Origin of the sequence: uncultured Granulicatella sp. (genome assembly GCF_963521425.1) — a bacterium.
In the GTDB taxonomy this organism is placed as follows: domain Bacteria; phylum Bacillota; class Bacilli; order Lactobacillales; family Aerococcaceae; genus Granulicatella.
In genome coordinates, this window is sequence record NZ_CAUQUN010000019.1 from 1 (window position 1) to 18,519 (window position 18,519).

Annotated in this window: 14 protein-coding genes and 1 pseudogene; 14 read left to right on the plus strand and 1 reads right to left on the minus strand. The window is 32.9% G+C overall.

Annotation, left to right across the window (positions count from 1 at the left end):
• From RWO76_RS05785 to RWO76_RS05830, 10 genes and pseudogenes are all read left to right on the plus strand, one after another.
• Positions 1–231: pseudogene (locus RWO76_RS05785) on the plus strand (ATP-dependent endonuclease); the annotation flags it as partial.
• Complete coding sequence (locus RWO76_RS05790; RefSeq protein WP_314354722.1) at positions 218–2,023, plus strand: ATP-dependent helicase; 1,806 nt, start codon at positions 218–220, stop codon at positions 2,021–2,023. The pseudogene RWO76_RS05785 and the gene RWO76_RS05790, both read left to right, overlap by 14 nt.
• Before the next feature lie 335 nt (positions 2,024–2,358).
• Complete coding sequence (locus RWO76_RS05795) at positions 2,359–3,303, plus strand: ABC transporter permease (RefSeq protein WP_006703530.1); 945 nt, start codon at positions 2,359–2,361, stop codon at positions 3,301–3,303.
• Complete coding sequence (locus RWO76_RS05800) at positions 3,303–4,283, plus strand: ABC transporter permease (protein ID WP_314354723.1); 981 nt, start codon at positions 3,303–3,305, stop codon at positions 4,281–4,283. The genes RWO76_RS05795 and RWO76_RS05800 overlap by 1 nt, the downstream gene beginning before the upstream one ends.
• A gap of 9 nt (positions 4,284–4,292) precedes the next feature.
• Complete coding sequence (locus RWO76_RS05805; RefSeq protein ID WP_314354724.1) at positions 4,293–5,336, plus strand: ABC transporter ATP-binding protein; 1,044 nt, start codon at positions 4,293–4,295, stop codon at positions 5,334–5,336.
• A complete protein-coding gene (locus tag RWO76_RS05810) occupies positions 5,329–6,246 on the plus strand; it encodes an ATP-binding cassette domain-containing protein (protein WP_314354725.1) in 918 nt (305 codons plus the stop codon). The genes RWO76_RS05805 and RWO76_RS05810 overlap by 8 nt, the downstream gene beginning before the upstream one ends.
• A gap of 120 nt (positions 6,247–6,366) precedes the next feature.
• Positions 6,367–6,609, plus strand: coding sequence for an acyl carrier protein (gene acpP / locus RWO76_RS05815; RefSeq protein ID WP_006703534.1), 243 nt, complete (start codon positions 6,367–6,369; stop codon positions 6,607–6,609).
• A gap of 202 nt (positions 6,610–6,811) precedes the next feature.
• Positions 6,812–8,599, plus strand: coding sequence for an oligopeptide ABC transporter substrate-binding protein (locus tag RWO76_RS05820; RefSeq protein WP_314354726.1), 1,788 nt, complete (start codon positions 6,812–6,814; stop codon positions 8,597–8,599).
• 132 nt (positions 8,600–8,731) lie between these two features.
• Positions 8,732–10,072 (plus strand): helicase-related protein, encoded by a 1,341-nt coding sequence (locus tag RWO76_RS05825; protein WP_314354727.1) that lies wholly within the window; start codon positions 8,732–8,734, stop codon positions 10,070–10,072.
• 1 nt (position 10,073) lies between these two features.
• Entirely contained in the window at positions 10,074–10,748 is a 675-nt protein-coding gene (locus RWO76_RS05830) for a ComF family protein (RefSeq protein ID WP_314354728.1), read from the plus strand.
• Positions 10,749–10,826: 78 nt separating this feature from the next.
• Here the strand turns inward: RWO76_RS05830 and RWO76_RS05835 are convergent, their stop codons facing one another.
• Positions 10,827–11,921, minus strand: coding sequence for a glycerol dehydrogenase (locus tag RWO76_RS05835; RefSeq protein WP_314354729.1), 1,095 nt, complete (start codon positions 11,919–11,921; stop codon positions 10,827–10,829).
• Between the two features lie 363 nt (positions 11,922–12,284).
• On the opposite strand from RWO76_RS05835, the gene hpf reads away from it, so the two are divergent.
• From hpf to RWO76_RS05855, 4 genes are all read left to right on the plus strand, one after another.
• On the plus strand, positions 12,285–12,833 hold the full coding sequence (gene hpf / locus RWO76_RS05840; protein WP_314256196.1) for a ribosome hibernation-promoting factor, HPF/YfiA family: 549 nt from the start codon (positions 12,285–12,287) through the stop codon (positions 12,831–12,833).
• 157 nt (positions 12,834–12,990) lie between these two features.
• On the plus strand, positions 12,991–15,432 hold the full coding sequence (secA, locus tag RWO76_RS05845) for a preprotein translocase subunit SecA (protein WP_314354730.1): 2,442 nt from the start codon (positions 12,991–12,993) through the stop codon (positions 15,430–15,432).
• 60 nt (positions 15,433–15,492) lie between these two features.
• Positions 15,493–16,606 (plus strand): peptide chain release factor 2 gene (prfB, locus tag RWO76_RS05850; protein ID WP_314354731.1). Its coding sequence is split into 2 segments (ribosomal slippage): positions 15,493–15,549 and positions 15,551–16,606, totalling 1,113 coding nucleotides; the frame shifts between segments, so codons are not numbered across the junction.
• 408 nt (positions 16,607–17,014) lie between these two features.
• The gene (locus tag RWO76_RS05855; protein WP_314354732.1) at positions 17,015–18,451 is read left to right on the plus strand and encodes a hypothetical protein; all 1,437 of its coding nucleotides are present in this window, start codon (positions 17,015–17,017) and stop codon (positions 18,449–18,451) included.
• Positions 18,452–18,519 lie beyond the last annotated feature (68 nt).

Here is an 18,519-nt window from a genome sequence, read left to right on the forward strand (position 1 = left end):
GCTACTTTAAAGGATAAGAGTGGACCGGGGGATAGTTTTACTAGAGAAGAGAAAGAATTAATGATTTGGTATCAATATTTCTTTTTAGGTAGAGGAAAGCCAACAACTCATATGCAATTTTTATCATCTATTAGTGATGATGAATTAACAAGAAATCTACCCTCTGTATTTGAAAAAATAGTTAACCGTGCTAAAGAATTACTTGGAGATATTGAACATGGTAAAGAGTGAGGAGGGAGATATCATTTTAGAAGAGACTGCATTAGGAGCCGTCAAAGATGTGACTAACTGTTTAGTCATTGCTGGACCAGGTGCGGGGAAAACTGAATTACTAGTTCAAAAGTTAGACTATCTATTCTCTACAAATAAATGCGTTTCTCCGAAAAAAATTCTAGCATTAAGTTTCAAAATGGATGCTGCATCAAATTTGAAAGAAAGAGTTAAAAAACGCTATGGTGATGAATATGCTTCTCGTTTTACCTCATTAACCTATTCGGCTTTTGAAAAGAGAGTTTTAGACCAATTTAGAGATGTTCTACCTGAGGATATACGACCATCAAGAGATTATTTGATTGAAGATTGGTATACTATAAAAGAACTACTCTCTATGAATGGGATTAATGTTAATGGATGGAGAATGTCAGATATAAGAAAATTTATCGAAAATATTATACTTAATGACGGGAATACTCACAAATTAAAAAAGGATTTACTAAAAGGTACACAAGATAGTAAGCCGGTCCTCTTGTATAGGCAAATAACAAAGTTGAGTACTCAAATAATAGCTACTAACGAATACATCCGTAAAGCACTTCAAATGACATACGATTTTGTATTTCTAGATGAATTTCAGGATACTACATATGCTCAGTATAATTTATTAAAAACTTGTTTTTTAGGTTCGTCTTGCAAATTAACAGCAGTTGGAGATAATAAGCAAGCCATTATGAGATGGGCAGGTGCAAAGCCTGATATTTTTCCAGACTATATTCGAGACTTTAATTCAAATGAATATCAATTGTTGATGAATCACCGCTCTGTACCTAAACTTGTAGAATTCCAAAAAGAGGTTCATCAGATATTAAATAGTAATCACAGTTCTATTCAGACACATAATTATCCAGAATTTCAAGAGGGTGAAATAACATTATTTGAATTTGAAAATGAAAGTTTAGAAGCTAAGTTAATTGCAAAGGATATAGAATCAAAAATTCAAGGAGGTATACGACCATCAGAAATTTGTATCCTAGCAAAACAGAAGGTTGATGATTATAGTTCAAAATTGATAACTACATTAAGCAGTAAAGGAATTAAAGCAAGAATTGAAAATGAATATCAAGAGCTTTTAAAAGACCCTACTTGTAACCTATTATTAGATTTAATATCATGCAGTCAAGGAAAACGAGATCCTTTAATTTGGGAAAATATTAGTAATTTTTATGGAAATATCAATGGAATAGATGAGTTTACTGATGAATTAATTTTAGCAAAATCCTATAAGGAGATTGACAATATAGTTAGTGATATTACTTACCTAATTTCAAATCCTATTCCCGATGAAGACAGGATGCTAAATTTAATTAATTGTATTATCGAAAAAATAGGTGATAAAAGAATTATTTCCAACTTTCCAATGTACAATGGGAAAAATGACTTGTTTATCACCATCAAGAAGTTTTCAAAACTATTATATGAAGAGTATTCTCAATCACAAGGTGCATGGATAGATATAATATCTAATTTCAAAGGTGAAAACTCAATTTCAATCATGACTATACACAAAAGTAAAGGATTAGAATATGAGGCAGTTTATTTTTTAGGGATGGAGGATTCTGCATTCTGGAGTTTTAATGATCAACCAGAAGAAGATAAAAGTGCGTTCTTTGTCGCACTTTCAAGAGCAAAAAGTTACCTAATCTTCACATACTGTAAATTGAGAAATAATAGGTCACAAAACAATAGAAATATTAATGAAATCTATTCATTACTGATTCAATCTAGTTTAGTTGATGTTGTTAATTAATATGTTTGGCTTGAGTGTGAAAATAATGAACATCTTTTAAAATTTTATCAAGATTTTGGATTTAAACAAGTAGAAGGTTATACATCTCCTAATCAATTAAAGGTTATGATTATGAAATTATAAAATCTACTATACCGACCCCAAAAAGTTAGACTAAATATCTAACAGTTGGAGGTCGGTATTTTTGTCATCAGTTATTTTTGAAGTTTTAATAAAATGTACACTACATTTTCAAACTTTTTCAAACAAAATAATTGAATTATAAAAGCTAAAAATAGTATGATAGATAAAACATTCTTTATTAAAAAATGAAGAGTATTTTCAGGAGGAAGTACATGAATCAATATACGAAATATATTTTAAAACGGATTTTCTACATGATTGTTACATTGTTTTTAATTGCGACAATCACGTTTTTCTTAATGAAATTATTACCAGGTTCGCCATATGCGAATGAAGAAAATTTAACAGATGCTCAATTACAAATTATGAATGCAAAATATGGGTTGGATAAACCAGTTTGGATGCAATATTTCATTTATTTAGGTGGTTTAGTTCGATTAGATTTAGGAATGTCTTTCCAATATAATTCAACGGTTTTAAATTTATTATCTAGCCGTGTAGGTCCATCGTTTCAAATTGGTTTACAAGCATTAATTTTCGGTATGGGAATGGGTACATTGCTTGGATTAGTGGCGGCGATGAAACAAAATACGATTGTGGATACTGGAGCAACTTTCTTTGCGATTATTGGACGTTCAGTGCCAAGTTTTGTATTTGCAGTTGTTTTACAATTAGTATTCGGCGTTATTTTTCCGATTTTACCAATTGCATTATGGAATCAAGGGTTTATTTCTTCAATTTTACCGACTTTAGCATTATCCATTTCTCCAGTAGCGGATTCTGCTCGTTTTATTCGTACGGAAATGGTTGAAGTGTTACAGTCTGATTATATGGAATTAGCACGTGCAAAAGGTTTGAGCCGTATGGAAGTGGTTATGAAACATGGCGTACGTAATGCATTGATTCCTTTAGTGACTATTGCTGGTCCAATGTTAGTTGGTTTAATGACAGGTTCAATGGTAATTGAAAATATTTTTGCCATTCCTGGTATTGGGGAGCAATTTGTTAAATCCATTTTAACAAATGATTATCCAACGATTATGGGTGTGACAATGATGTATTCATTTTTACTTGTTGTGACCATTTTAATTGTGGATTTACTATATGGATTTATTGATCCTAGAATTCGTTTAACACAAGGAGGAGAAGCTTCATAATGACAGAAAAAGTAGCATTTAAACGTGTAGCATCATCTTTTGAACAAGTGGAAAATATTTCCCTTCCTCCTCAAAGTTTTTTACAAGATGCATGGAGACGATTGAAAAAAAATAAGGGAGCAGTTGTGTCGTTAGGAATTGTAGTTCTCTTTATCATTCTTGCTTTATTAGCCCCTTTTATTAGTCCGCATGATCCATTGGAACAAAATGTTCAATTTGCGAATTTACCAGCTAAAATTCCTGGTATTTTTAAAGGGATGAGAGCGGGAGTAGATGCCTATGCTCAAGCAGGAGTTCCTGAAGGGACTTATTACTATTTAGGAACAGATGGTTTGGGAAGAGATTTATTATCTCGAATTTTATATGGAACAAGATTATCATTATTAATTGCCTTTGCTGCTGCAATGTTTGATTTAACAGTAGGGGTATTATATGGCTTGATTTCTGGCTGGTTTGGTGGTCGTGTAGACACAGTGATGCAACGTATTTTAGAAATTATGACGGCTATTCCAAACTTAGTTATCTTGGTGTTAATGTTGTTATTTTTACAACCAGGTGTCGGTACGATTATTTTAGCCATTGGGGTTACGAGTTGGTTAACAATGGCTCGTGTTGTTCGTGCGCAAACATTAAAATTAAAAAATTTAGAATATGTCCTAGCGTCTAAATCATTAGGACAAAGTTTTTGGAAAATTGCATTGAAACACCTATTACCAAATATTGCTGGAATTATTATTATTCAAACGATGTTTTCAATCCCTTCAGCAATTTTCTTTGAAGCATTTTTAAGTTTCTTAGGAATTGGAGTTCCAGTACCAAATGCTTCATTAGGTTCGCTCATTAATGATGGGTATAAAACATTTAGATTTTTACCGCATTTAATGTGGTTCCCGGCAATTGTATTATGTATTTTAATGATTAGTTTTAATTTATTAGCAGATGGATTAAGAGATGCCTTTGATCCAAAAATGAAAGAATAGGAGAAATGTATGAGTGAAACAATTTTAAGTGTAAAAAATTTACAAGTATCCTTTCAAACATTTGATGGAAAAGTTCAAGCGGTTCGAGGGATAGATTTTGACTTGAAAAAAGGAGAAACTTTAGCGATAGTTGGTGAGTCTGGTTCTGGGAAATCTGTTACGACTAGATCGATTATGCAATTATTATCTGCCAATGCTTTAGTTGAAAATGGAGAAATTATTTTCGAACAAGAAAATATTTTAGAAAAATCAGAATCGGAAATGCAACAAATTCGTGGGAAGAAAATTGCGATGATTTTCCAAGACCCAATGACGTCTTTAGATCCAACGATGAAAGTTGGCATGCAAGTGGCAGAATCGATGATTAAGCATTTAAAATTATCGAAAAAAGAAGCTTTGCAACAAGCCGTTCAATTATTAGAACAAGTCGGAATTCCAAATTCGGAAAAAAGAGTGAATGATTATCCGCATCAATTTTCTGGTGGACAAAGACAAAGAATTGTTATTGCGATTGCATTAGCATGTAATCCAGATATTTTAATTGCGGATGAACCAACGACTGCATTGGATGTAACGATTCAAGCACAAATTTTAGAATTATTAAAAGAAATTCAACAAAAGAATGGCACTTCTATTATCTTTATTACGCATGATTTAGGAGTTGTAGCGAATGTTGCGGATAGAGTGGCTGTAATGTATGCTGGGAAGATTGTGGAATATGGACTAGTCGATGAAATTTTCTATAATCCAAAACATCCATATACTTGGGGATTATTATGCTCAATGCCTTCTTTAGAAGAGGAAGAATCCTTATATACGATTCCAGGAACACCGCCAGATTTATTAAATCCTCCAAAGGGAGATGCATTTGCGCTAAGAAGCGATTATGCATTAGATATTGATTTTGAAGAAATGCCACCAATGTTTGCTGTATCAAATACACATGCTGCAGCAACATGGTTATTAGATGAACGTGCTCCAAAAGTAGAGCCACCAGAAGAAATTCAAAAACGCTGGGCACAATTTGAAAGTAGGAGAGTGACAAATGAGTAAACGTAAATTAGTCGAAGTTAAAGGCTTAAAGTGTTACTTTGGTTCTTCTTCGAAACAAGTTGTAAAAGCAGTCGATGATATTAGTTTTGAAATTTTTGAAGGCGAGACTTTCGGTCTTGTTGGAGAATCTGGTTCAGGAAAGTCTACAACAGGTCGTTCGATTTTGCGATTGAATGATGCAACAGATGGACAAATTTTATTTGATGGAAAAGAAATTCCAACAAAAACAAAAGATTTAAAAGACTTTAGAAAACAAGCTCAAATGATTTTCCAAGATCCATATGCTTCTTTAAATGGAAGAATGAAAGTTAGAGATATTATTGCTGAAGGAATGGATATCCACGGTATCGTTAAAACTCGCGCAGAAAGAGATGCAAAAGTAAATGAATTATTGAAAATGGTAGGATTGAATCCAGAACATGCAAATCGTTACCCACATGAGTTTTCTGGTGGTCAACGCCAAAGGATAGGGATTGCAAGAGCTCTAGCCGTAAATCCTCGTTTTATCGTCTGTGATGAGCCAATCTCAGCATTAGATGTATCGATTCAAGCACAAATCGTTAATTTATTAAAAAAATTGCAAAAAGAGCAACAATTAACCTATTTATTTATTGCGCATGATTTATCGATGGTAAAATATATTAGTGATCGAATTGCAGTGATGTATCAAGGGAAAATAGTTGAATTAGGAACAGCTGATGCTGTTTATCATCAACCATTCCATCCGTATACGAAGAGTTTATTATCTGCGATTCCTTTACCAGATCCTCAATATGAAAGAAATCGTAAAAGAGTGATTTATCAGACAACCGTTCAAAATGAACCAGAAGAAATGTTTGAAATTACTCCAGGACATTTTGTACTAACTACAAAAGAACAAGCTGAAATTTGGAAAAATAGTTTATCATAGTACTATATAAAATAAAGTGCTTTCAAAAGAAATGATAGACAATAAAGCCAAATTTGAGTAAAATAAGAGTATATCCATTAGGAGTGTAGGGAGAAATCGCTTAGACAAGGAGGAATACAAATGTCAGAGCAAGAAGTATTAGACAAGGTAATTCAATTAATTTCGGAACGTTTTAGTGTCGATGTATTAAAAATTACAAAAGATACAACATTCCAAGAAGACTTAGGTGCTGATTCATTAGATGTTGTTGAATTAGTCATGGAATTAGAAGATGCATTCGGAATTCAGATTTCTGATGAAGATGCTGAACAAATTGTTACAATTGGAGATGCTGTAAACTATATTGTTAGTCAACAAGCATAAGAAAAAAACGAGCTTAAGCTCGTTTTTTTTATGTATAAATTTTCTATAACTATAAAAGGTTATAATTATAACATATAGATATAGGAAGTTCATTAAAAATAGATGAAAAAAACGTTAGAAAATGAAATAAATGTTGAAATGCATTATAAACAGTGTTAGTATCGAAACATTCATTAGTTTTTTTTAACTTAGGAGGGATAATATGAATAACAAGAAATTATATACAGGATTTCTTACTGTTACAGCTGCGTTAGCATTAGCGGCATGTGGTAACAAACAACAATCTTCTTCATCAGTACAAGCTCCTGTTGAAGATGGATTTAAAACAGAAGTGGTAAACGAAGGTACGCCAATTAGTGGTGGGACACTAAACATGGCACAAGTATCTAACTCACCATTCAAAGGATTATTTAATCCAATTCTTTTCATCGATTCAGGTGATGGTTCAGTAGTCAACATGGCTTTCTCAAACTTATTTGACTATGATGCAAACCAAAAAATTGATAACAGCAAAGGAATGGCTGATTACAAGTTAGATATTGAAAACAAAACATTTACAATTCACTTGAAAAAAGGGGATTATAAATGGTCTGATGGTGAACCTTTAACAATCGATGACTATATTTTCACATATGAAGCAATTAGTCGTCCAGATTATGAAGGAGTTCGTTTCTCTGAAGATATTTTAAATGTTGAAGGGGTAAAAGAATTCCATGAAGGAAAAGCATCATCTATTTCTGGTTTAGAAAAAATTGATGATCAAACTGTTAAACTTCACTTAAAAGAAGTTTATCCAGCATTAGAGTATGGTGGAGAAGCAATCAATACTTTAATGATTCCAAAACATATTTATAAAGATATGACTTATCAAGAAATGATTACATCTGATTACTCTCGTACAAAAGTTGTTGGTAGTGGACCATTCGTTATTAAAAATATCGTACCAGGTGAATCTGTAAGCTTTGAGAAAAACCCTTATTACTATAAAGGTCAACCAAAAATTGACGTGAAATTAGATGTTGTAAGTAGTGAACAAATTGTTTCAGAATTAAAAGCAGGTCACTATGATTATGTAAGTGGAATGCCTTCTGATCAATACGAAACTTTCAAAGATTTAGATAACATTTCATTATTAGGATTAATGACAAACTCAATTAGTTATACTGGTTTCAATGTTGGACATTGGGATGCAGCTAAAGGTGAACACGTTGTAGATCCTTCTAAGAAAATGAATGATGTTGCTTTACGTAAAGCAATTGGATATGCAATCGATAACGATACAGTTGGTAAAGATACTTACCATGGTTTATCAGTTCGTGCAAATACATTATTATCTCCATTCTTCAAAGACGTATATGTAGGTAAAGACGTCGTTCCTGGATTTGAATACAATCCTGAAAAAGCAAAAGAAATCTTAAAAGAGGCTGGCTATAAAGACGTTGATGGCGATGGATTTGTAGAAGATAAAGAAGGAAAACCATTAACAATTACATTATTAGCAGCTAAAGGTAGTGAAACTGCTGAAGCGGTATTACAACAATATATCGCTTGGTGGAAAGAAGTTGGATTAAATGTACAATTATTAACTGGTCGTACATTAGATTTCCAAACTTATGCTGAAAAATTACAAAAATATGCTGATGACTTTGATATGTGGACAGGTGGATTCACAATTGGTTATAACCCATCTCCAGATGGATTATATGGACCTAAAGCTGCTTTCAACTTTGGTCACTTTGTAGAACCTAAACATACAGCATTATTAGAACGTATTTCTTCAAATGAAACATTTGATGAAAATGTTAGAAAACAATTATTCTTAGAATGGCAACAATACGTTCAAGAAAACCCATTTGCAATTCCTCGTTTCAATACATTTGAATTAACAGCCGTTAATAAACGTGTTAAGAAAGTTAATATCACTCCAGATAAAGGAACTGGATGGGAAGAAATTGAGTTAGTAGCTGATAAAGGTGTAGCTGCTAAATAATCTTCATCTTGAATGAATTTAATCGTATGTAAAGCAAACATCCCATTTGGGATGTTTGTTTTTTTATAAATTATTATCGTAGCAGCGAATTTTTTCGCTGCTTTTTTCGTATATAAAGAAGGGAGGTATGTTATGGAAGAGTTTGGTAGAATTCAAGTTAAGTTTCAGTCACAAAGAGATTCAGAGTTAGAAAAAATGGGAGAAGTATTGCCTGGATTTAATAAGGAAAAAGGAAAATTTGCTTGCAATCGTTGTGGCAATCAAAATATAGAAGACTTCGCAGTAGGGCCATGCATTATTTGCCAGAAAAATTGTCATTATTGTTTAAAATGCTTGAATATGGGAAAAGTAAAAGAATGTTGTGTACTAGTAGCTGTTGAGGAAAAAACGCCGGCCTTTTTACCACATTCTGTTCAGTTATATTACAAGCATTCGATGTCAAAAGAACAGGAAAAACTTTCGCAAGAATTAGTAGAAGTAATGGATAAGGAGCATTTAGTATGGGCTGTTACTGGAGCAGGAAAAACCGAAATGATTTTTGAACTCATACGAACAGTATTAGAAAAGGGAGGAAGAGTTGGATTAGCAGCTCCAAGAATTGATGTCTGTAATGAATTAGCGCCAAGGATAAAAGAAGCCTTTCCTTTAGAAGAAGTGATTGTTTTACATGGATTAACAAACGGGACTTATAAAAGAACACCTCTCACCATTGCTACGACTCACCAAATGTTACGATTTTATCATGCGTTTGATGTGTTAATTGTAGATGAAGTCGATGCCTTTCCTTATTCCAATAGTGACATGTTGCAATTTGCGGTTCATCGTGCGGTGAAACCAACGGGAAGGCTAGTTTTTATGACAGCTACGCCTTCAAAATTAGAATTGTACAAAATGCAACATCATCAATTGTCCTATTCTTTATTACCGGCAAGATTCCATCGGCATCCTCTTGTTGTTCCTCTGTTTAAGGAATTACGAAATTGGGATAGAGCTTTAGAAAAGAAAAAAATTCCGCAAGAGTTGTATAGTTGGATGAAAAAGCGACTTGATAACAAAACTCCCTTTTTAGTATTTGTGTCAACGATTGGGCAAATTCCAGCAGTGGAAGAAATGATAAGTCGAGCTTTCCCAAAGGCAAGTTTTTCCAGTGTTTCCTCTCAAGAGGAAAAGCGACAAGAAAGAATTCAACAGATGCGAGATGGAAAGTTAGATTTTTTAATTACGACAACGATACTTGAAAGAGGAGTTACTTTTTATGGGATTGATGTGGCTGTAATAGAAGCTCAAGAAGAGATTTTTACAAGGGAAGTATTAGTACAAATTGCAGGAAGAGCAGGTAGAAGTGTGGATCATCCAGAAGGAGAAGTGGTCTATTTCTATGAAGGAATAAGTCGAGCAATGAAACAAGCTAAAAAAGAAATCGAATCATTGAATGAAGAAGCTAGAAAAAGAGGGTTAATAGAAGGTGACTAAAATGCGTTGTGTATGGTGTAGAAATGATGTGGCAGCAGATTTAGGAATTAGTTCTTTATTTCTATGGAATTCAAGACCGATTTGTCGCCAGTGTCAACAGTTGTTTCATTCGTTAGAAAAGGAACTAACTTGTCCGGGATGTGGGCGTTTAATGGAGGAAGCGACACTCTGTTATGACTGTATTCGCTGGAAAGAGGTGGATTCTTATTTTCCAGTGAATCAAGCATTATATGTTTATGACGAACAGGCAAAAGAATTTATGGAACGATATAAATTTGAGGGAGACTGTGCTGTAGCATTTTTAATAAAAGAAGATATAAAAAGAGCATTGAAGAAATATTTGAAACAAGGATATACGATTTGTCCACTACCAATATCCAAACATAGTATAGAAAAAAGAGAATTTGAATCGGTTGAATATCTTTTAGAGCTCTCGAAAATTCCTTATCTACAAATCTTTGATCATATTGGAAAAGGGAAAAAACAATCTGAAAAGACAAGAGCAGAGAGAATGAAACTCCAACAACCCTTTGTATTGAAAGACGAGATACAGTTACCGTATAAAATTTTATTGTTCGATGATATTTATACAACTGGGAAAACAATTCGACTAGCTGCTAAGTTATTACAGGAAAAAGGGATAGAAAACGTCAAATTGTTTACGGTGTTTCGATAATAACTAAAAAAATCAGCAGAAGCAGTTATCTGCTTGAGCTGATTGGTGTGAGTTTGAATAAAATATATTCTTCAGAAATTAAAATCGAGTTGTCACGTAATGATTAAGAGCGATTAGAGCATTGGCTACATCTTCAGCAGTATATTGAACGACCATTTGATGGATTGTTTCGCCATCTTGTGTAGCTAAGCGACCGATTTTTAGTAAATCTTCATATGGGACAGTATCTAATTTTACTTCTTTTAATGTAGTTGGTAAGCCTAATTTTTTGTAGAATGTAATATATTTATCTAATTCTTCTTTAGGACGATTTTCTAATAAAAGTTGTGTTAATGTTCCATAAGCTACTTTTTCACCGTGAGTAAGAGTATGGATATCTCCATGTAATGCTGTAAATCCATTATGGATGGCGTGAGCAGCAGCTAAACCAGCAGATTCAAAACCAATACCACTTAATAATGTGTTCGCTTCAACAACAGCTTCTAAAGCAGGAGTTACTACTTTTGCATTTGCTGCAGCTAATGCTTGAAGACCATTTTCAAATAAAGTAGATTCGCAAGCACGAGCAATAGCTTCTGAAGCGATTGTTGGAGTATCGCCTACCATTGTTTTTCCTTGAGCTTCGATAACTGCACGAGCTTCAACCCAAGTAGCAAGAGCATCTGCAATTCCTGAAACTAGTAAACGAACAGGAGAATGAGCGATAACATTTGTATCAATTAAAACTAATTCTGGATTTTTTGTATAGAAACGATAACGTTCAAATACTCCTTCTGGAGAATAAATAACTGATAAAGCAGAAGTAGGTGCATCTGTAGAAGCAACTGTTGGTAAAATAGCTACAGGATATTGACAGTCATCTGCGATTGCTTTAGCAGTATCAATTGTTTTACCGCCGCCTAAACCAACAATGACTGTTAATTCATGTTCTTTAGCAATTTCAGCTACACGACTAACTTCTTTGTTCGAAGCTTCACCATTGAAACTTTCATGATAAACAGTTGCTCCAGCAGCAACTAAATTTTCTTCTAATTCTTTTCCCACTAAATCATAAACGATTGGGTCACATAGAAGAAGTAGTCGATTTCCTAAAGCTAAAACATGGGAAAGACCTGTTTTAAACACATCTTTTCCTTGAACATAACGAGAAGGACTTGCAAAAACTTTTTCCATAAAACAATACTCCTTTGTGTTATAAGATATCTTTAATGTAATTCTGAAAACGGTTTCTGTCAATAGAAACAATCAGTTTTTTTCTTATTTTGTAATGAATTTATACGAGGATTGAGAAAGAGTTAACAAAATAATCAATGTAAATTTAATGACACTAAAGATTATTTCGATTAATTTTTTTATGTTTTTAAGAATGTACAAATAAATGTTTAGGATTCTTTAAAGATATTTGAAAACGGTTGTAAAAAAATAGTAAAAGGTTTATAATTTAAGCATAGAAAGAAATCAAAAGAAGGGATTCTTAAGAGTGGTCCTTAAGAGATTTCTTCAGTCTGGCAAAGCCAGATGAAAGGGGAGATTATTATGTTCAAATATAATATTCGCGGAGAAAACATTGAAGTTACAGAAGCAATTCGTAATTATGCGGAAAAGAAACTTTCAAAATTAGAAAAATATTTCGGTGATGTTGCAAATGCAACGGTTCATGTTAACTTGAAAGTATATTCTGAAAAAACAGCAAAAGTTGAAGTAACAATTCCTCTTCCTTACTTAGTCTTACGTGCAGAAGAAACTTCTGGAGACCTTTATGGTAGTATTGACTTAGTGATTGATAAACTAGAAAGACAAGTTCGTAAATACAAAACAAAAATTAATCGTAAATCTCGTGAAAAAGGATTTGATATTCCTGTTGCACCAGTTGTACCAGAACCAGTTGACGAAGATGAATCAGTATTAGAAATTGTTCGTACAAAACGAGTAGATTTAAAACCAATGGATAGCGAAGAAGCTGTTTTACAAATGAATATGTTAGGTCACAACTTCTTTATTTATCAAGATGCAGAAACAAATGAAACACATATTGTTTATCGTCGTAAAGATGGTAAATATGGTTTGATTGAAACAAATGCATAAAAACATCTTTTTTGGAGGAAGAGTTGGAAATTTTTTTCCAACTCTTCCTTTTTTTCTTTTCTATTTTGAATAATGGTGGTAAAATGAATAAGATGCAATTGGTATACTCATTTGCAAGATAGATGATTAGGAAAGAATAAAATAAAGGAGTCATAGAATGGCAAATTTTTTAAAGCAATTAGTTGAAAATAACAAACGCGAAGTTCGTAAACTTGAAAAATTAGCGGATAAAGTAATTAGTTTGGAAAGTAAAATGGAAGCATTAAGTGATGCAGATTTTCCAGTAAAAACAGAAGAATTTAAAGCAAGATATGCTTCAGGAGAATCATTAGATAAATTATTACCAGAAGCGTTCGCTTTAGTGCGTGAGGGTGCTAAACGTGTACTAGGTTTATTCCCTTATAAAGTTCAAATTATGGGAGGAATTACTCTACATAATGGGAACATTGCTGAGATGCGTACAGGGGAAGGTAAAACTTTAACAGCAACAATGCCTGTATATTTAAATGCACTTTCTGGTGATGGTGTACACGTAGTAACAGTTAATGAATACTTATCTACACGTGATGCAAAAGAAATGGGTGAATTATATAACTTCTTAGGATTAAGTGTAGGGGTAAACTTAACTGGACAATCACCAGAAGAAAAACGCGCAGCTTATTACGCAGATATCACATATAGTACAAACAGTGAATTAGGATTTGACTATTTACGTGATAACATGGTGGTGTATAAATCGCAAATGGTACAACGTCCATTAAATTATGCGGTAGTTGACGAAACAGATTCAATTTTAATTGATGAAGCTCGTACACCATTGATTATTTCAGGACAAGCTGAAAAATCTACAGTTTTATACCAACGTGCAGATTTCTTTGTTAAAGCATTAAAAGAAGATGAAGATTACACAATTGATTTAACTTCTAAATCTATTTCATTAACAGATGAAGGAATTAATAAAGCGGAACAAACTTTCCGTTTACCAAATTTATATGATGTGGACAATTCAGCATTAGTTCACCACATTGACCAAGCCTTACGTGCAAACTACATTATGATTCGCGATATTGATTATGTAGTAGATGAAGGACAAGTAAAAATCGTAGATGGATTTACAGGTCGTATTATGGAAGGACGTCGTTATTCAGATGGTTTACACCAAGCAATTGAAGCTAAAGAAGGTGTAGAAGTTGAAAATGAATCGAAAACGATGGCGACAATTACTTACCAAAACTTCTTCCGTATGTATCGTAAATTGTCAGGTATGACAGGTACTGCTAAAACTGAAGAAGAAGAATTCCGTGAAATTTATAATATGAATGTTATTACGATTCCTACAAACCGTCCTGTTCAACGTATTGATGCTCATGATGTCATTTATCCATCATTAAAGAGTAAATTTAAGGCTGTTGTCCGTGATATTAAGGAACGTCATGCAAAAGGACAACCAATTCTTGTTGGTACTGTAGCGGTTGAAACAAGTGAATTATTATCACAAATGCTTCATCAAGAAGGGATTCCTCATGAAGTATTAAACGCTAAAAACCACTTTAAAGAAGCAGAAATCGTTATGATGGCTGGACAACGTGGTGCCGTTACAATTGCGACAAACATGGCAGGACGTGGAACGGACATTAAGTTAGGAAAAGGTGTTAAAGAATTAGGTGGATTATGCGTTATCGGAACAGAACGTCATGAAAGTCGTCGTATCGATAATCAGTTACGTGGACGTTCTGGACGTCAAGGAGATCCAGGTGCGACTCAATTCTATCTATCATTAGAAGATGACTTAATGAAACGTTTTGGCGGAGAAAGAATGCAAGCAATTTGGGAAAGATTTAACCTTGATGAAAATGGTGATGATAATTTTATCCAAAGTAAAATGTTATCTCGTCAAGTAGAATCTTCTCAAAAACGTGTAGAAGGAAATAACTATGATACACGTAAAAACGTATTACAATATGATGAAGTAATGCGTGAACAACGTGAAATTATTTATTCACAAAGATTGCAAATTATTAATGAAGAAAATTCATTAGAAAAAGTAACGAAAGCAATGATTCGCAGAACGATTCATCGTATGGTTGAAAATCATACTCTAGGTGAAAAGAAAACTTGGGATTTAGAAAGCTTAGTAGATTTCGCAGCAAATGCGATTTGTCATCCAGATGACATTTCATTATCTGACTTAAAAGGAAAAACTCCTTCAGAAATTGAAGGTCTATTGAATGAAAAAGCAATGGAAATTTACAAAGAAAAACAAGAGCAATTAAATGGGGATTCTCAAATGCTTGAGTTTGAAAAAGTTGTTATTTTACGTGTAGTTGACCGTAAATGGACTGACCATATCGATGATATGGATCAATTACGTGAGGGTGTAGGGTTACGTGGATATGCACAAATTGACCCATTAACAGAATATCAAACAGAAGGTTTCAATCGTTTCCAACAAATGATTGCTGCAATTGACTATGATGTGACTCGTATTTTGATGAAATCTCAAATTCGTCAAAACTTACAACGTGAACAAGTGCAAGGTGCTAGAAGTGTGATTGCACAAGGAAATGATCGTTCAAAAGGAGAACCAGAACAAGCATAATAAGAAGTAGGCTGGGCAAAAGTCCAGCCTACCTTTTTACAATTTAGATAGGAGAATGGTATGGAAGTTAGTGAAATCAGAAATGCATTAGAAAAAATGAGTACTCAAATGACAAGTTATAGGGGGTCTCTTTGACTTAGATCATTTAGAAGAAGATATTGCTTCTTATGAACAACAAATGTCTGAACCTGGATTTTGGGATGATAATGAAAAAGCTCAAATGGTTATTCAAAAAAGTAATGAATTAAAAGCTGTGTATGATACGTTTCATCAATTAGAATTGCAAGTAGAAGAAGTAGAACTTTTATTTGAAATGTATAAGGAAGATCCTGAAGAAGAAATTCATGATGAATTAGTGGAACGTATTCATAGCGTTGAAAAAGAACTAGAAAAATATGAATTAAGTATGTTACTAAGTGGGCCTCATGATAAATGTAGTGCGATCTTAGAAATTCATCCAGGTGCTGGTGGAACAGAATCACAAGACTGGGGAAGTATGTTGTTAAGAATGTATACAAGATGGGCTGAACAGCATGGATACCGTATTGAAACAGTTGATTATCAAGATGGAGAAGAAGCGGGAATTAAGTCTGTGACTTTATCTATTGAAGGATTAAATGCTTATGGTTATTTAAAGAGCGAAAAAGGGGTACATCGTTTAGTGAGAATTTCTCCTTTTGATGCTGCTGGAAAACGTCATACTTCGTTTTGTTCCATTGATATTATGCCTCAATTAGAAGGGGATATTGATATTGAAATTAATCCGGATGATTTGAAAATTGATGTATATCGTGCGAGTGGTGCGGGTGGTCAACATATTAATAAAACTTCATCTGCTGTTCGTATTACGCATATTCCTACAGGAATTGTAACTCAAAGTCAGGCGCAGCGTTCGCAATTTAAAAATAAGGATCAAGCGATGGCGATGTTAAAAACAAAATTATATCAATTAGAAGAAGAAAAGAAAGCAGCTGAGTTAGCTGAAATTCGTGGAGAACAAAAAGATATTGCTTGGGGTTCTCAAATTCGTAATTATGTTTTCCATCCGTATTCATTAGTGAAGGATTTGCGATCTGGTCATGAAACAGGAAATATTGGTGCTGTCATGGATGGTGATTTAGATCCATTTATGGATGCGTACTTAAAATGGACATTATCCGGTGAGACGGAATAAAAATTGACTTTTTAATATAGTAGTAAGAGGACGCCAGCAGCTTCGCAAGCGAATCTCATGAGCCTAAGGTCTTAATGTTTCCTGCGATAGAAACCTCAAGATGTGGTTGCTATCGCTAATACTACTATAAAAAGTCATTTTTATTTAAACGGAAATCGAATGAGAGTACGTATAAAATAGTGACTTTTTAATATAGTATCAGGAGGATGCTAGCAGCTTCGCTAGGCGAATCTCAGAGTTAATGCTACTAAAAACTAAAAGTTAAATGATGAAAATAAAGTTGTTTGGATGCTATATCTAAACAACTTTATTTTTTTCGGAAAAAAGCGAAATAAACTAGAAAAATCATTTGTTTTATGCAGATGAAAGCGGTAAAATAGAATTAGAAAATAAAAGGGGGTTTTGGGAATGAAATATGCTGTTAGTGAACTTCGAGGGTTGCTTGAAACAATGGAATTAATTGAAGAATTTATTCATGCGTATGAGATTATGGATAAAAATCAATTAAATGATCCTGAAAGTAAATTTCCAAGTGATTTTATGGATAAGTATATGAAATCTCAAAGCTCAATGATGATTTATCGATATTTCAATGAACATCTAGATGAATTATCTCATATTGAACAAATGAAAATACAAAAACTTTCTGACTATTATTTGAAAGGTAAATACGCTAATAAGTATTTTAATAAAGATTTTAAAGTGTTACAAAAAGAATTAAAAGAAAAGTGGTTAGAGTCTTTAAATCCTAAATTATTAGAAGTGGCACTTGAGCAGGATTTAGATAATCTTAGACTATTTTATTCATCTTATTATGCCGAAAAGTTTCATCTATTTACTCCAAAATATCAGGAAGTTTTAAGCTGTTTGTATGGGGCTGAGTTTGTACACTCTTGCTGTGAGCAGCTAAAAACACATCATGATAAAATTACTCAACTCTATAAATCATATATTCTTTCTAAAAATCTTCCAACTAATGCAGATGTTTGTGATTTAAGAATTACACAGAAGCAAGCAGGTTATTTCTTTAATTACTTTGTATCCCAGATTCGTAGTTTAACAAAACCTTATAAGTTTAAAGTTGAATTTAAACGAAAATCAAAATGTGTAAACATTAATCATAAATTCTATCTTCAGCTAAATACTTATCATTCTTTTTCAATTTCATTATTTGAGTTTTTAGAGTTATTTGGAGAAGCATATGCTAGAATTGTACAAAGTAGGCTAGAAAGTGAGTTGTCCGAGGAACAAAAGAATTATCGTATATATGCTTGTCGTTATTATGTTACATTAATTCCTCTAATCTCGATTGATTTTTCTAATTTAATTGCGAAATATTTTTGGAATATTGGTTCAGCAGAGGAAGTTCATCATATTTTATTAAATAATTTTTTAGCTATTCGAAGAAATCCAATTTCATTTTCTAATATTAATCTACTTCAACTATTTTTAATAGATATGATTGGATACGAATTGGAAGAAAAGTGGTTTGATGGGGAAATTACCTCGAGAGAATTATTAAATGGTTGGCAATCGATGATTATTGAATATTTTGGACGAACATCTTTTAATGTGTATGAAATTGTATTAAGAATATTTCAAAGACTGATAGAAGGTATAGGAATCCCATTAATAAGAATTGGAATTACATTAACTGCATTTGAACGTGGAATGTTAAATGAACAGTATGATCATCCGTTTAAAATGGTAATAGAGTATTTTAGAAATCAAATGTTAAGTGAATGGTATCCAAATGAAGATTTGTTAATTCCTCATTCTGTAAAAGAGGATGCCTTACAGTATTTTATGCTTTATATTGTACAACTTTATCATAAAATTTTATAAAAAGAGAATGTTTTAACATTGTTAAAATGACATATTTTTGTAATATGCTGTCAATAGATTGTCATCTG

Coding starts and splice junctions, on each gene's coding strand:
- RWO76_RS05790 (WP_314354722.1), top strand. CDS start 218: ATGGTAAAGAGTGAGGAGGGAGATATCATTTTAGAAGAGACTGCATTA.
- RWO76_RS05795 (WP_006703530.1), top strand. CDS start 2,359: ATGAATCAATATACGAAATATATTTTAAAACGGATTTTCTACATGATT.
- RWO76_RS05800 (WP_314354723.1), top strand. CDS start 3,303: ATGACAGAAAAAGTAGCATTTAAACGTGTAGCATCATCTTTTGAACAA.
- RWO76_RS05805 (WP_314354724.1), top strand. CDS start 4,293: ATGAGTGAAACAATTTTAAGTGTAAAAAATTTACAAGTATCCTTTCAA.
- RWO76_RS05810 (WP_314354725.1), top strand. CDS start 5,329: ATGAGTAAACGTAAATTAGTCGAAGTTAAAGGCTTAAAGTGTTACTTT.
- acpP (WP_006703534.1), top strand. CDS start 6,367: ATGTCAGAGCAAGAAGTATTAGACAAGGTAATTCAATTAATTTCGGAA.
- RWO76_RS05820 (WP_314354726.1), top strand. CDS start 6,812: ATGAATAACAAGAAATTATATACAGGATTTCTTACTGTTACAGCTGCG.
- RWO76_RS05825 (WP_314354727.1), top strand. CDS start 8,732: ATGGAAGAGTTTGGTAGAATTCAAGTTAAGTTTCAGTCACAAAGAGAT.
- RWO76_RS05830 (WP_314354728.1), top strand. CDS start 10,074: ATGCGTTGTGTATGGTGTAGAAATGATGTGGCAGCAGATTTAGGAATT.
- RWO76_RS05835 (WP_314354729.1), bottom strand. CDS start 11,921: ATGGAAAAAGTTTTTGCAAGTCCTTCTCGTTATGTTCAAGGAAAAGAT.
- hpf (WP_314256196.1), top strand. CDS start 12,285: ATGTTCAAATATAATATTCGCGGAGAAAACATTGAAGTTACAGAAGCA.
- secA (WP_314354730.1), top strand. CDS start 12,991: ATGGCAAATTTTTTAAAGCAATTAGTTGAAAATAACAAACGCGAAGTT.
- RWO76_RS05855 (WP_314354732.1), top strand. CDS start 17,015: ATGAAATATGCTGTTAGTGAACTTCGAGGGTTGCTTGAAACAATGGAA.